This window comes from Agromyces marinus, assembly GCF_021442325.1.
Classification (GTDB): domain Bacteria; phylum Actinomycetota; class Actinomycetes; order Actinomycetales; family Microbacteriaceae; genus Agromyces; species Agromyces marinus.
This window is the reverse complement of record NZ_CP087879.1, coordinates 1,874,276-1,887,096: the sequence shown is the minus strand read 5'-3', so window position 1 is coordinate 1,887,096 and position 12,821 is coordinate 1,874,276. Positions and strand designations below refer to the sequence as shown.

The window sequence follows — 12,821 nt, the reverse complement described above, 5'->3', positions numbered from 1 at the left end:
CAACAGGGCAGCGGGTCGCCGTCGCGTGAACGGATGCCGTGGTGCGCCGATCCCGGTGCGCGGTCGCCCGGAAGCCTGTGCGCATGGCACACCACATCGACCTCGGTCGGCGAGGCGAACAGCTCGCGGCCGATCACCTCGAGGCCCGCGGCATGCGCGTGCTCGACCGGAACTGGCGCTGCAGACACGGTGAGCTCGACCTCGTGCTGCGCGACGGCCCCACCCTCGTGTTCGTCGAGGTGAAGACCCGCGCGGGGTCCGGTTTCGGGCACCCGTTCGAGGCGATCACCCCGCGCAAGCTCGCTCGGCTGCGACGGCTCGCCCTCGCGTGGTGCGAGGCGAACGGGTCGCCGGCCGGTCGCATCCGCATCGACGCCGTCGCCGTGCACGCACCCGCCGACGCGCCCGCGATCGTCGAGCACCTCGAGGGGATCGGCTGATGCCCGTCGCACGCACCGCGTCGGTCGCGCTCGTCGGGCTCGCCGGTTCGATGGTGCACGTCGAGGCAGACCTCTCGAGCGGACTGCCGGCGTTCGCGATCATCGGCCTGCCGGATGCCGCGCTCGGCGAGTCGCGCGAACGCGTGCGCTCGGCGGCGACCAACGCCGGATGCCCGCTGCCGGCCCGACGCCTCACCGTGAACCTCTCGCCGGCCGCGCTGCCCAAGCACGGATCGGCGTTCGACCTCGCGATCGGGCTCGCCTGCCTGGCGGCGGCCGGGAGCGTCGACCCGGAATCGGTGGCGGGCTGCGTCCACCTCGGCGAACTCGGGCTCGACGGGCGGCTCCGGCCGACGCACGGCGTGCTGCCCGCCGTCCTCGCCGCGGCCCGCGCCGGGTGGGAGCGGGTCATGGTGCCGGCCGCGAACGGCGCCGAGGCCGCGCTCGTGCCCGGGATCGAGGTGGTCGCCGTCGCATCGCTCCGCGACGCCGTCCGCTGGCACGGCGGCGAGGTCGACGACGCGCCCGAGGCGGTCGAGCCGATCGCGCGGGCATCCGCTTCGGCCGAGGGATCCACGGCGCCCGCCGGCGACCTGTCCGACGTCGTCGGCAACGACGACGCGGTCGAGGCGCTCATGATCGCCGCCGCGGGCGGGCACCACGTGTTGTTCGTCGGCCCGCCGGGAGCGGGCAAGACGATGCTCGCCTCGCGCCTGCCCGGACTCCTGCCGGACCTCGCGCCGGACGCGGCGCTCGAGGTCGCCTCGCTCCGCTCGCTCAGCGGTCACGTCGTCGAGCGGTCGCTCCCCGTGCGGCCGCCCTTCGAGGCGCCGCACCACACGACGAGCGCGGCGGCGATGGTCGGGGGCGGCAGCCGGGTCATCCGCCCCGGCGCCGCGGCCCGTGCCTCGCACGGCGTGCTGTTCCTCGACGAGGCGCCGGAGTTCCCGTCGGCGGTGCTCGACGCGCTCCGGCAACCGCTCGAGTCGGGCGAGATCAGCATCCATCGGGCGCACGCCGTCGCGGCGTTCCCGGCGCGGTTCCAGCTCGCCCTGGCCGCGAACCCGTGCCCGTGCGGCGGCAGCGACGACCCCCACGAGCCGTGCGCCTGCCCGCCTGCGACGAAACGGCGGTACTTCGCGCGGATATCCGGGCCGCTGCTGGACCGGGTCGATCTCAGGCTCTGGGTGCCCCGGGTGACGCCCGCGCAACTGCGCATGCAGCACCAGCCGGACTTCGTTCCGGCGCCGAGCACCGCGAGCGCCCGGCTCCGGGTCGTCGAGGCCCGCGAGCGCGCGGCCCGGCGACTCGAGGGCACGCCGTGGCGGACCAATGCCGAGATGCCCGGTCCGTGGCTGCGCGGGGAGGGCGGGTTGCATCCGGGCTCCAGGGCGACCGCGAGCCTGGATCACGCGCTCGAGCGCGGACGCGTCACGATGCGCGGCTACGACCGCGTGCTCAAGGTCGCGTGGACCGTCGCCGACCTCGAGGGCGCGTCGAGGCCGACGTCGCAGCACGTCGGGCAGGCCCTCGCCCTGCGCACCGGGACGGTGGCCGCATGACCGGGCCGATGACGTCGACGGCCGCGCTGGCGGCGCGCATCGGGGCCGATCTCGGTCGAGTACGACCGCAGCCCGGCACGCAGGCGACGGCGGCCGTCGTTCTCGGCTTCGTCTCCGAGCCCGGTGACGGGGTGCTCGGTCGCGTTGCGGAGATCCTGGGTGCGGAGGCGGCCGCCGCGGCGCTCCTCGCCGGAACGTCTGCCGGCGAACTCGCCGACCGGGTCGGAGCATCGGGCGAGGGTGCGCCGAGTGCGCGCGAGCTCGCGGCCGGGCTCGGCCGGTGGATGCCGCGGCTCGACCTCGACGCGATCGCCCGCTCGGTCGCGCAGGCGGCGCGCGTGGGTGCGCGACTCGTGCTGCCAGGGGACCAGGCCTGGCCCGTCGGCCTCGACGACCTCGGCGCCCACGCGCCGCACGGGCTGTGGGTTCGAGGCAGGCCCGCGGCGCTCGCCGCGCGAGCCTCGATCGCCCTCGTTGGTGCGAGGGCCGCGACCGGGTACGGCGAGCACGTCGCCGTCGATGCGGCAGCAGGGCTCGCCGACCGGGGCTTCACGGTCGTGTCGGGCGGGGCGTACGGCATCGACGGTGCGGCGCACCGGTCGACGCTCGCGTCCGGCGGCACCACGGTCGCGTACCTCGCGGGCGGCATCGACCGCTTCTACCCGGCGGGCCACGAGGGGCTGCTCGGCCGCATCGCCGAAACCGGCGCGGTCGTCTCGGAGCTGCCGTGCGGTGCCGCGCCGACCCGGTGGAGGTTCCTCCAGCGGAACCGGATGATCGCTGCGGTCGCGACCGCGACCGTCGTGATCGAGGCGGGGCTCCGGTCGGGGTCGCTCAACACCGCCGGGCACGCGGCGACCCTCGGTCGTGCGCTCGGAGCGGTCCCCGGTCCGGTCACGAGCCCGGCCTCCGCGGGATGCCATCGGCTGCTTCGCGAGTACGCCGCGGTCTGCGTGACGGATGCCGCGCAGATGGCCGAGCTCGTCGGCGTCCCGGATGGCGGCGACGCCGGCGACGGCGACGTCCGGACCAGTGCGTCCGCGGACCCGACCGACCGGGCGTTGGCGATCCTGACCTCCGACGAACGGCGCGTCCTCGATGCGCTGGCGATGCGTCGCGTCAGGTCGATCGAGGAGCTCGTGCGCTCGACCGGGATGGCCTCGGGCGCGGTCCGGGGCGCGCTCGGAGCGCTGGATGCGACGGGCCTCGCGACCCGGGCGGCGGGCGGTTGGGTTCGACGACGAACCGGGTGACCCTGTCGCACCGGGCGAGGGTGGTCCTAGGCTGGCCCCGGAGGTGGACATGGAACACCCTCGACTCGGCAGGTATCCCGCGGCACGCCACGTGATCGCGCACCTGAGCGACACGCACCTGCTCGCGGGCGACGCGCCACTCGGCGGCCGTGCCGACACGGTCGCGCAGCTCGAACAGGCGGCCGAACAGCTGCTGCGCATGCGCGGCGCGCTCGACGCCATCCTCGTCTCGGGCGACATCGCCGACCTCGGCGAGCCCGACGCCTACCGCCGCGTCCGCGGCATCCTCGATCCCGTCGCCGAGGCGACCGGGGCCACGATCGTCTGGGTCATGGGCAACCACGACGAACGCGAGCCGTTCCGCACCATCCTGCTCGGCGAGGAGGGCGGATCGGACGGGCCCGTCAACCACGTCGTCGACATCGCGGGCCTGCGCATCGTCGTGGTCGACTCCAGCGTGCCCGGCTACCATCACGGAACCCTGCCGCCCGAAACGCTCGACTGGCTCGACGAGGTCCTGGCGGAGCCTGCCCGGTACGGCACGATGCTCGCCATGCACCACGCGCCCATCGCCACGCCGCTGGCCCTCATGGACATCCTCGAGCTGCGCCGCCAGGACGACCTGGCCGAGGTGCTCCGGGGACGCGACATCCGCGCGATCCTCGGCGGGCATCTGCACTACCCGACGCAGGGCATGTTCGCCGGGGTTCCCGTCTCGGTCGCCGGGGCGCTGGCCTACACGATGGACCTGTCCGCGCCCCCGCGCTGCCTCGTCGGAATCGACGGCGGCCGTTCGTTCTCGCTCGTGCACTGCTTCGACGACGAGATCGTGACCTCGGTCGTCCCGGTCGGCGGGTTCGCTGAGATCACGAGCTTCGGCGAGCAGTTCCTCGCCGAGGTCGAGGCCCTCGACGAGGAGGGCCGACTCGATCGCTGGTCGCGCAAGCGCGAGTGGATCACGGATGGCTGACCCGCGCTCCGAGGCGATCGCCCGCGGGTCGACGCGGGCCGGGCGCCTCGACGCGCAGGTCGATCGGTACCTGGCCCACGTGCGGATCGAGCGCGGGTACTCCGAGCACACCGCGGCCGCGTACGCCGGAGACCTCGCGGACCTGGTCCGATTCGCCGAGCGCGCGGGTGTCGTCGAAGCGGGCGGACTCCACCTCGACCTGCTGCGCGACTGGCTGTGGGAGGCGACCGAACGCGGTCTCGCCCGGGCGACGGTGGCTCGCAGGGCCGCGACGGCACGCGGCTTCTGCGCGTGGCTCGAACGCACCGGGGCCACCCCGTCCGACGCCGGCGCGCGGCTGCGCGCCCCGCGGGCGAAGCGCACGCTCCCGCGGGTCGTGGCCGCACCCGCGGTCTCCGACCTGCTGGAGCGGATGCAGGCCAGGACGGACTCCGGCGACCCGATCGCGTCGCGCGACCACGCGATCGTCGAACTGCTCTACGCGTGCGGCCTCCGCGTGTCCGAGCTCGTCGGGCTCGACCTGGACGACGTCGACCGCGGGAACCGCACCGTGCGGGTCACCGGCAAGGGGGCCAAGGAGCGCGTCGTGCCGTTCGGTGCACCTGCGGCCGCCGCGCTCGATGCCTACCTCGGTCGGGCGCGGCCGGCGATCCTCGCCGCGGCGTCGGGGGAGGGCGAGCGGAAAGCGGCGCCGCGACCGGCGCCGCGCGCGGTGTTCGTGGGAGCCCGCGGTGCACGGCTCGGCGTTCGGAGCGTGCACCGCCTCGTCGCCGGCTTGCTCGCCGACCTCCCGGGATCCGGACCGGCGGGTCCGCACGCGTTCCGGCACAGCGCTGCCACGCACCTGCTCGACGGTGGCGCCGACCTGCGCGCCGTCCAGGAATTCCTCGGTCACGCGAGCCTCGGCACGACGCAGATCTACACGCACGTGTCGGCGGAGCGGCTCAAGCAGTCCTACCGTCAGGCGCACCCGAGGGCCTGAGTCGGGAGCGATTCACCCGCCGCGGGGGAGGAGGACCGCCCGCGGGACGCCGCCGAGCCAGTTCAGGGGCGAGACGTACTCGCCGTGCACGCGCACGCCGAAGTGGACGCATCGCGACTCGCAGTGCCCGCCGCTCGAGACGACGCCCACCGGCTCGCCCGCGCGGACGACGGTGCCCGCCGCGAGGCCGCTCTCGACCGGTTCGATCGCGCTGACGACACCTCCGCCGTGGTCGATCGAGAGCACCTCGCGCCCGGCCACCGGCCCGGCGAAGGAGACCACGCCGTCCGCGGGGCTCACGACCGCGGCCGCCTGCGGGGCGAGGAGGTCGATGCCGCGGTGCCCGCTCGAGTAGGGCGTCGCGGGTGCGCGGAACGGCTCGACGAGGAGCACAGGCGGCCCGACGGGCCAGATCCACCCCGACTCGGCGGCCGGGGCGGGTTCGAACGATCCGGCTGCCGTCGCGGGCGGCGGCGGAGGGGCGGCTGCAGCAGGGAGGGCCGCGGCCGCCGGCCCGAGTGCGACGGCGGCGACCACGGCGACGGGCGCCGCGCACCGCACCGCGATGGGCCGCTGCGAGGGGCGGGGGCGAGACGAGTCCGACATGCGACGAGCGTGCCCGCCGCGGCATCCGCTCTCGACGGTCTCGTGATGACCCGGGGTGGCGGCACGGCCGCTGCGGGCCGGGGGAGGACGGGTCGCCACGCGGCGCCGTGATAGCATGGCCGACAGCGTCCCGCCTGTCGGGGCGACTACGCGTGCCCATTCGGCCACCGACTCCACTCAGTCCCGCTCGCGATCCGATCGCGAGCCGGCGGAGCCGTGCCGGGCACCAGGGCTTCCGGCCGCCGGCCGGAGCGAGAACTGAGAACAGAAGGAGAACGGCCATGGCCGTCGTCACCATTCGCCAGCTGCTCGACAGCGGCGTCCACTTCGGGCACCAGACCCGCCGCTGGAACCCGAAGATGAAGCGCTTCATCTTCACCGAGCGCTCGGGCATCTACATCATCGACCTGCAGCAGTCGCTGGCCTACATCGACAAGGCGTACGACTTCGTCAAGGAGACGGTCGCCCACGGCGGCACCATCCTCTTCGTCGGCACCAAGAAGCAGGCGCAGGAGTCCATCGCCGAGCAGGCCACGCGCGTCGGCCAGCCCTACGTCAACCAGCGTTGGCTCGGCGGTCTCCTCACCAACTTCCAGACCGTGTCCAAGCGACTCGCTCGCATGAAGGAGCTCGAGGAGCTCGACTTCGAGGGCACCACCTCGGGCTTCACCAAGAAGGAGCTCCTCCTCAAGAAGCGCGAGCTCGACAAGCTCCACAAGTCGCTCGGCGGCATCCGCAACCTCTCGAAGACGCCCTCGGCGCTCTGGGTCGTCGACACCAAGAAGGAGCACCTCGCGATCGACGAGGCGAAGAAGCTCGGCATCCCGGTGATCGCGATCCTCGACACCAACTGCGACCCCGACGAGGTCCAGTACCCGATTCCGGGCAACGACGACGCGATCCGCTCGGTGAGCCTGCTCACCCGCATCGTGGCCGACGCTGCAGCCGAAGGCCTCATCCAGCGCCACCAGAAGCCCGAAGAGGGCGAAGAGGCCGAGCCGCTCGCCGAGTGGGAGCAGGAGCTCCTCAAGGCCGGCAGCGAGACCACTCCGGAGCAGGCGTCCGCCGAGACCGAGAAGGTCGCCGAGACCGAGGCCGAGGCCAAGGCCGAGGGCGCCGAGGTCCAGGCCGAGGTCGCCGAGGCCGCCGCCGAGGCAGCCGCCGAGTAATCGGCACCCCAACTCACCCACTCCGAATCGACAGGGAGTCCATTCCACATGGCCAACGTCAGCATCGCCGACATCAAGGCGCTCCGCGAGCAGCTCGGGACCGGCATGACCGACACCAAGAACGCGCTCGTCGAGGCCGACGGTGACATCGAGAAGGCGACGGAGATCCTTCGCCTCAAGGGTGCCAAGGGCAACGCGAAGCGCGCCGACCGCTCGACCTCCGAGGGGCTCGTCGCCGCCGCCGAGAACGGCGACGGCACCGCGACCCTCATCGAGCTCGCCTGCGAGACCGACTTCGTCGCCAAGGGCGACAAGTTCGTCGGGCTGGCGGACCGCGTCCTCGCGGCCGTCGCCGCGGGCCGCGCCGAGACCGTCGAGGCCGCACTGGCCGCGCCGGCCGAGGGCGGGACCGTCGCCGAGCTCATCGACGGCGAGGCCGCGATCCTCGGCGAGAAGGTCGAGCTCCGTCGTGTCCGCCTCGTGAAGGGCGAGCACTTCTCGATCTACCTGCACAAGACCTCCAAGGACCTGCCCCCGCAGGTCGGCGTGGTCCTCGGCTACGCGGGTGACGACGCGGAGACCGCGCGTTCGATCGCGCAGCACATCTCGTTCGCGGCGCCGGAGTACCTCACGCGTGAGGACGTCCCGGCCGAGGCGGTCGAGAAGGAGCGTGCGCTCGTCGAGCAGATCACGCGCGAGGAGGGCAAGCCCGAGGCCGCCCTCCCGAAGATCGTCGAGGGTCGACTCGGCGCGTTCTTCAAGCAGGTCGCACTGCTCGAGCAGGACTACGCCAAGGACAACAAGCTGTCCGTCGGCAAGGTCGTGCAGGACGCCGGCGTGACCGTCAGCGACTTCGCCCGCTTCAAGGTCGGCGCGTAACACGTGCCAGGGGAGTCCGGACCGCGATCGTGCGGTCCGGGCTCCTTTGCTGTGTGCGGATGCCGCGGCGTCCCGTGCACGGCCCGGACGTTCGGCACTGCGCCGACGTACCGGAACCACTAGCTTTACTCCCAGAGGGGAAGGATCGGTCGGGGATGACGGAACACACGCGCAGGGTGCTGCTCAAGCTTTCCGGTGAGGCGTTCGGCGGCGGCGCGCTCGGGGTCAACCCCGACGTGGTCGGCTCGCTGGCCCGCGAGATCGCCGATGCGGCACGCACCGTCGAGGTGGCGATCGTGGTCGGCGGGGGCAACTTCTTCCGCGGCGCCGAACTCAGCCAGCGCGGCATGGACCGCGGTCGTGCCGACTACATGGGCATGCTCGGCACCGTGATGAACGCGCTCGCCCTCCAGGACTTCCTCGAGCAGGCCGGCGCCGAGACGCGCGTGCAGTCGGCGATCTCGATGACCCAGGTCGCCGAGCCGTACATCCCGCGTCGAGCCGAACGTCATCTCGAGAAGAACCGTGTCGTCATCTTCGGCGCCGGGGCCGGTCTTCCGTACTTCTCGACCGACACGGTCGCCGCGCAGCGCGCGCTCGAGATCGGCGCCGACGAGGTGCTCGTCGCCAAGAACGGGGTCGACGGCGTCTACTCCGACGACCCGCGCACCAACCCCGATGCGCACAAGATCGACCGGATCAGCTACCTGGAGGCGCTCCAGCGCGGACTCAAGGTCGTGGACTCGACGGCGTTCAGCCTCTGCATGGACAACGGCATGCCGATGACCGTGTTCGGCATGGAGCCCGCGGGCAACGTGACGAAGGCGATCCTCGGCGAGCGGATCGGCACCGTGGTCAGCAACGGCGAGACGCCCGCCGATCGATAGACTGTCCCGAGCCCGAGAGAAGGAGTCGCCGTGATCGCGGATGTGCTGTCCGAAGCAAGTGAACGCATGCAGAAGGCCGTCGAGGTCGCCAAGGACGACTTCGCGTCGGTCCGGACGGGGCGGGCGAACCCGCAGCTGTTCCAGAAGATCATGGTGAGCTACTACGGCACCCCGACGCCGCTCGCGCAGCTCGCGTCGCTGTCGAACCCCGAGGCCCGCACCCTCGTCGTGACCCCGTACGACAAGGGCGCGATGAGGGACATCGAGCAGGCGATCCGCGACACGCCCAACCTGGGTGCGAACCCGTCGAACGACGGCAACATCATCCGAGTGACCCTGCCCGAACTCACCGAGGAGCGGCGCAAGGAGTTCGTGAAGCTCGTCAAGTCGAAGGCCGAGGACGGCCGGGTCTCGATCCGGAACGTCCGCCGGAAGGCCAAGGACGACCTCGAGTCCCTCAAGGGCGAGGTCGGCGACGACGAGGTGGCTCGCGGCGAGAAGGAGCTCGAGCAGATCACGAAGTCCCACGTCGACCAGATCGACGACGCGCTCAAGCGCAAGGAAGCCGAACTCCTCGAGGTCTGAGGTACACGATGACGGGCGTCCCTGAGGGAGACCGGTCGGACGCCGACGACCAGCGGCATCCGGGGCGGGACGATCTCCGAGCGCAGTTGCACGCGAAGCGGGTCGACCTCGAGCGGCAGTTCGAGGTCTCCCGTGCGCATTTCGACGAGGCCCAGGAGCGGATCAACGCGCGCACCGGGCGGAACCTGCTCGGGGCGGTGCTGATCGGGCTGGTCTTCGGCGGCGCCCTGCTGCTCAGCCTGCTCGTGTTCAAGGAACTGTTCATGGTGTTCGCGGTCGTCGTGGCCGCCTTCTCCAGTTCCGAGCTGGCGTCGGCGCTCCGGCACGGCGGCTACCGGGTCCCCAGGATCCCGACCGTGGCGGTGGCGATCATCGCCGTACCGGTCGCCTACTACGGCGGCGCGGCCGGGCAACTCGTCGCGGTGCTCGCAGGCATGGCCCTCGTGGTCTGCTGGCGGCTCGTCGAGCAGGTGCCCGCAGGTTCGCGCAGCGACGGCCGCGCCCTCGCGCGCGATCTCGGCGCCGGCATCTTCGTGCAGGCGTACGTCACGTTCCTCGCGACGTTCGCCGTCGTGCTCGTGGCCGCCGACGGCGGCCAGTGGTGGACGCTGGCGTTCGTGCTCGTCGCCGTGGCCGCCGACACCGGCGCGTACGCCTCGGGCCTCGCGTTCGGCAAGCATCCGATGGCGCCGGTCATCAGCCCGAAGAAGACGTGGGAGGGCTTCGCGGGCGGCGCTGCGGCGGCGCTCGTCGTGGGCGTGCTGGCCGCCCTGTTCATGCTCGGCCAGCCATGGTGGTTCGGGCTCGCGTTCGGCGCCGCCATCCTGCTCTCGGCGACGCTCGGCGACCTGGCCGAGTCGCTGGTCAAGCGCGACCTCGGGATCAAGGACATGAGTTCGTGGCTGCCGGGCCACGGCGGGTTCCTCGACCGGCTCGACTCGATCCTTCCGTCGGCGGCGGTCGCGTTCGCCGCGTTCCATCTCTTCGGCTGAGGGTGTACGAGATCAGGTGAGCGTGCGCGATACTGGTGCGGTGGATGCCACGTTCCCCCGGGCCCGCAGGAATCAGCTGGGCTACAAGACCGTCGAGGTCGAGGAGTTCCTCCGGCGTGCCCGCCGCGCCTACGACGGCCGGCCGGCACCCGACGACGACCCCCTCGACGCCGAGCGGATCCGGTTGACCGCGTTCTCGATGCAGAAGGGCGGCTACTCCACCTCGCACGTGGATTCCGCGCTCGAGCGGCTCGAGGATGCGTTCGCGTTCCGCGAGCGCCAGATCGCCTCGCGCCTGCACGGTGACGAGGCATGGCTGTCCGAGGCGCGGTCGACGGCACAGGTCGTCGCGAACCGGCTCGCGCGGCCCGAGGGCGCCCGCTTCGAGCGGGTCAGCAAGCTCGCGAAGGGGTACGACGTCGGCGAGGTCGACGCCTTCGCCGACCGTCTCACCCAGTACTTCCGCGACGGTTGGCCGATCGCGATCGACGATGTGCGCACCGTCGTCTTCTCGGCGCAGCGGGGCGGATACCGCGAGGCCCAGGTCGACCTGGTGCTCGACGCGGTCGTCGACGTGATGCTGGCGGTGCGATGAACGGGGGCACGGGCGGCGACCGGTTCGGTGCGCGCGACGGTGAAGCGCCGATGACGAGGCGGGAGGCCCGACTCCGCGCAACGGGCGGGCACGAGGTGCCGCGGACCGCGCCGGAGCGGCCCGTTCCGCAGCCGCACGTCGCCCAGTTTCCCGCGACGCCGCTCGCCGCGACGCCGCGCCAGGTTCCGCAGCGCAGGAGCGTCCACGGGCCGGTGCGGCAGGCCGCGAGCGTGGTGTTCGCGTTCGCGGCATCGGTCGGCTTCCTGCTGGTGAACGTGGTCGACCCGTACGCGGGTGCGACCGCCACCGCGACGTACACGCCGGTCGACCGCTTCGGCGGCCATGCCACCCAGGAACTCGAGGTGTCGGACGGCTACGCGTCGGTCGCGGTCGCCTCCGAGGACTACGTCGTCGAGGCGAAGCCCGAGGAACCCGAGCCCGCGTCGGCTGCCGGGTGGGCTCCGCCCGCGGTGGTGCCCGATCCGGGCTCGGCGCAGGCGTACGGCGCCCAGGCGGTCGCGGCGCGCGGGTGGCCGACCACCGAGTTCGATTGCCTGGTCGCCCTGTGGAACAAGGAGAGCGGATGGCGCGTGAACGCGTACAACGCCTCGAGCGGGGCCTACGGGATCCCGCAGTCGTTGCCCGGCGACAAGATGGCCAGTGCGGGCGCCGACTGGGCGACGAACCCCGCCACGCAGATCGAGTGGGGTCTCGGCTACATCCAGGGTCGGTACGGGGCGCCGTGCGGAGCCTGGGCGCATTCGCAGAGCGTCGGCTGGTACTGATCCGGACGGCCCTCGCGTTCGGCACCCGTCGCCGCGTTCCCCGCGAGTCGTAGACTGGTGCGATGCCCCGCTCCCACCGCTCCCGTGGCCGTGCCGCGCGGGCACGCGAGCCGCATCCCGAACTCGATGTCGATCGCCTGACGGCCGCGTGGCGCCGCACCGAGGTGCGCGGAGGGCGCGAATGGAACGTCCAGCCCGTGTCCGAGGCGCAGGCGGTCAAGGCGTACCTGTGCCCGGGATGCGGTCTCGAGATCGACCCGGGTGTCGCACACCTCGTGGCGTGGCGGGCTGACGGCGTGCTCGGCGAAGCGGCCGACCTGGCGTCGCGCAGGCATTGGCACACGTACTGCTGGAGGATCGGACCGACGTGACCGACGAGACCATGACCGAGATCCGCGCGGGCGTCGTCCTTCCCGCCCGCCGCGAGGAGATCGAACTGCGAACCGACGACGGGCTGCGGCTCGTCGGCGAACTGGCCGTGCCCGAGACGCGGGCGCCGGTCGCGACGCTCGTGACGCTGCATCCGCTGCCGACCGCCGGTGGATTCATGGACTCGCACATCCTCCGGAAGGCCGCCGCGCGGCTGCCCGCGCTCGCAGACCTCGCGGTGGTGCGGTTCAACACGCGGGGCACGGCGTCTCCGCGGGGCACGAGCGACGGCCGGTTCGGCGAGGGGGTGAGCGAACGAGCGGATGTCGCTGCTGCGATGCGGTTCGTCGCCGAACGGGGCCTGCCCGCCCCGTGGCTGGTCGGGTGGTCGTTCGGCACCGAGCTCGCCCTGAAGTACGGTCTCGAGCACGGCATCGCCGGCGCGATCCTGCTCTCGCCGCCGCTGCACCGGACGAGCGAGGACGAGCTGCTGCGGTGGCGTTCGGCGAGCGTGCCGGTCGTGGCGCTCATCCCGGAGCACGACGACTACCTGAAGCCGGCCGAGGCTGCGGAGCGGTTCGCCGGGCTGCCGAACCTCACGCGGATCGATGTCGAGGGCGGGCGGCACCTGTGGGTCGGGGAGTCGCAGACGCGTCGGGTGCTCACCGAGATCGTGCGGGCCGTGAACCCCTCCGCGCTGCCGATGCCGGCCGAGTGGCCGGCGGCATCCGTCTCGGATTCCTGAGG

At 72.7% G+C, this 12,821-nt stretch carries 15 protein-coding genes; 14 read left to right on the top strand and 1 reads right to left on the bottom strand.

What is annotated here, in order from left to right:
• Positions 1 to 83 precede the first annotated feature (83 nt).
• The 5 genes from DSM26151_RS08835 to DSM26151_RS08815 are packed head-to-tail and all read left to right on the top strand — an operon-like array spanning position 84 to position 5,207.
• Complete coding sequence (locus DSM26151_RS08835) at positions 84 to 440, top strand: YraN family protein (protein ID WP_234659201.1); 357 nt, start codon at positions 84 to 86, stop codon at positions 438 to 440.
• Positions 440 to 2,002, top strand: a complete 1,563-nt coding sequence (locus DSM26151_RS08830) for a YifB family Mg chelatase-like AAA ATPase (RefSeq protein ID WP_234659200.1) — start codon at positions 440 to 442, stop codon at positions 2,000 to 2,002. The genes DSM26151_RS08835 and DSM26151_RS08830 overlap by 1 nt, the downstream gene beginning before the upstream one ends.
• Positions 1,999 to 3,255, top strand: coding sequence for a DNA-processing protein DprA (gene dprA, locus DSM26151_RS08825; protein ID WP_234659199.1), 1,257 nt, complete (start codon positions 1,999 to 2,001; stop codon positions 3,253 to 3,255). Before DSM26151_RS08830 ends, dprA begins: the two co-directional genes overlap by 4 nt.
• Positions 3,256 to 3,304: 49 nt before the next feature.
• Positions 3,305 to 4,225, top strand: a complete 921-nt coding sequence (locus DSM26151_RS08820) for a phosphodiesterase (RefSeq protein WP_234659198.1) — start codon at positions 3,305 to 3,307, stop codon at positions 4,223 to 4,225.
• Positions 4,218 to 5,207, top strand: coding sequence for a tyrosine recombinase XerC (locus tag DSM26151_RS08815; protein WP_234659197.1), 990 nt, complete (start codon positions 4,218 to 4,220; stop codon positions 5,205 to 5,207). Before DSM26151_RS08820 ends, DSM26151_RS08815 begins: the two co-directional genes overlap by 8 nt.
• 12 nt (positions 5,208 to 5,219) lie before the next feature.
• Here the strand turns inward: DSM26151_RS08815 and DSM26151_RS08810 are convergent, their stop codons facing one another.
• Positions 5,220 to 5,813: a murein hydrolase activator EnvC family protein gene (locus DSM26151_RS08810; RefSeq protein ID WP_234659196.1), complete on the bottom strand. Its 594-nt coding sequence runs from the start codon at positions 5,811 to 5,813 to the stop codon at positions 5,220 to 5,222.
• A gap of 281 nt (positions 5,814 to 6,094) precedes the next feature.
• On the opposite strand from DSM26151_RS08810, the gene rpsB reads away from it, so the two are divergent.
• The 9 genes from rpsB (at position 6,095) to DSM26151_RS08765 (ending at position 12,819) form a co-directional block, all read left to right on the top strand.
• Positions 6,095 to 6,982, top strand: coding sequence for a 30S ribosomal protein S2 (gene rpsB, locus DSM26151_RS08805; RefSeq protein WP_234659195.1), 888 nt, complete (start codon positions 6,095 to 6,097; stop codon positions 6,980 to 6,982).
• A gap of 48 nt (positions 6,983 to 7,030) precedes the next feature.
• Positions 7,031 to 7,861, top strand: coding sequence for a translation elongation factor Ts (gene tsf, locus DSM26151_RS08800; protein WP_234659194.1), 831 nt, complete (start codon positions 7,031 to 7,033; stop codon positions 7,859 to 7,861).
• 155 nt (positions 7,862 to 8,016) lie between these two features.
• Positions 8,017 to 8,748, top strand: a complete 732-nt coding sequence (gene pyrH, locus DSM26151_RS08795) for a UMP kinase (RefSeq protein ID WP_234659193.1) — start codon at positions 8,017 to 8,019, stop codon at positions 8,746 to 8,748.
• Between the two features lie 30 nt (positions 8,749 to 8,778).
• Positions 8,779 to 9,333 carry a ribosome recycling factor gene (frr, locus tag DSM26151_RS08790; RefSeq protein WP_234659192.1) on the top strand — a complete coding sequence of 185 codons (555 nt, stop codon included), beginning with the start codon at positions 8,779 to 8,781 and terminating at the stop codon, positions 9,331 to 9,333.
• 8 nt (positions 9,334 to 9,341) lie between these two features.
• The gene (locus tag DSM26151_RS08785) at positions 9,342 to 10,325 is read left to right on the top strand and encodes a phosphatidate cytidylyltransferase (RefSeq protein ID WP_234659191.1); all 984 of its coding nucleotides are present in this window, start codon (positions 9,342 to 9,344) and stop codon (positions 10,323 to 10,325) included.
• Positions 10,326 to 10,365: 40 nt separating this feature from the next.
• The gene (locus DSM26151_RS08780) at positions 10,366 to 10,920 is read left to right on the top strand and encodes a DivIVA domain-containing protein (protein WP_234659190.1); all 555 of its coding nucleotides are present in this window, start codon (positions 10,366 to 10,368) and stop codon (positions 10,918 to 10,920) included.
• Positions 10,917 to 11,705: an aggregation-promoting factor C-terminal-like domain-containing protein gene (locus DSM26151_RS08775; RefSeq protein WP_326491014.1), complete on the top strand. Its 789-nt coding sequence runs from the start codon at positions 10,917 to 10,919 to the stop codon at positions 11,703 to 11,705. The genes DSM26151_RS08780 and DSM26151_RS08775 overlap by 4 nt, the downstream gene beginning before the upstream one ends.
• A 62-nt stretch (positions 11,706 to 11,767) precedes the next feature.
• The gene (locus tag DSM26151_RS08770; protein ID WP_234659189.1) at positions 11,768 to 12,076 is read left to right on the top strand and encodes a hypothetical protein; all 309 of its coding nucleotides are present in this window, start codon (positions 11,768 to 11,770) and stop codon (positions 12,074 to 12,076) included.
• Positions 12,077 to 12,087: 11 nt separating this feature from the next.
• Positions 12,088 to 12,819, top strand: a complete 732-nt coding sequence (locus tag DSM26151_RS08765) for an alpha/beta hydrolase (RefSeq protein ID WP_234661850.1) — start codon at positions 12,088 to 12,090, stop codon at positions 12,817 to 12,819.
• Positions 12,820 to 12,821: the final 2 nt, after the last annotated feature.

Excerpts from the sequence above, each read along its gene's own strand:
- rpsB (WP_234659195.1), top strand. The coding sequence starts at position 6,095 with ATGGCCGTCGTCACCATTCGCCAGCTGCTCGACAGCGGCGTCCACTTC.
- DSM26151_RS08785 (WP_234659191.1), top strand. The coding sequence starts at position 9,342 with ATGACGGGCGTCCCTGAGGGAGACCGGTCGGACGCCGACGACCAGCGG.
- dprA (WP_234659199.1), top strand. The coding sequence starts at position 1,999 with ATGACCGGGCCGATGACGTCGACGGCCGCGCTGGCGGCGCGCATCGGG.
- DSM26151_RS08835 (WP_234659201.1), top strand. The coding sequence starts at position 84 with ATGGCACACCACATCGACCTCGGTCGGCGAGGCGAACAGCTCGCGGCC.
- pyrH (WP_234659193.1), top strand. The coding sequence starts at position 8,017 with ATGACGGAACACACGCGCAGGGTGCTGCTCAAGCTTTCCGGTGAGGCG.
- DSM26151_RS08810 (WP_234659196.1), bottom strand. The coding sequence starts at position 5,813 with ATGTCGGACTCGTCTCGCCCCCGCCCCTCGCAGCGGCCCATCGCGGTG.
- DSM26151_RS08770 (WP_234659189.1), top strand. The coding sequence starts at position 11,768 with ATGCCCCGCTCCCACCGCTCCCGTGGCCGTGCCGCGCGGGCACGCGAG.
- DSM26151_RS08765 (WP_234661850.1), top strand. The coding sequence starts at position 12,088 with ATGACCGAGATCCGCGCGGGCGTCGTCCTTCCCGCCCGCCGCGAGGAG.
- DSM26151_RS08815 (WP_234659197.1), top strand. The coding sequence starts at position 4,218 with ATGGCTGACCCGCGCTCCGAGGCGATCGCCCGCGGGTCGACGCGGGCC.
- DSM26151_RS08820 (WP_234659198.1), top strand. The coding sequence starts at position 3,305 with ATGGAACACCCTCGACTCGGCAGGTATCCCGCGGCACGCCACGTGATC.
- tsf (WP_234659194.1), top strand. The coding sequence starts at position 7,031 with ATGGCCAACGTCAGCATCGCCGACATCAAGGCGCTCCGCGAGCAGCTC.
- DSM26151_RS08830 (WP_234659200.1), top strand. The coding sequence starts at position 440 with ATGCCCGTCGCACGCACCGCGTCGGTCGCGCTCGTCGGGCTCGCCGGT.
- DSM26151_RS08775 (WP_326491014.1), top strand. The coding sequence starts at position 10,917 with ATGAACGGGGGCACGGGCGGCGACCGGTTCGGTGCGCGCGACGGTGAA.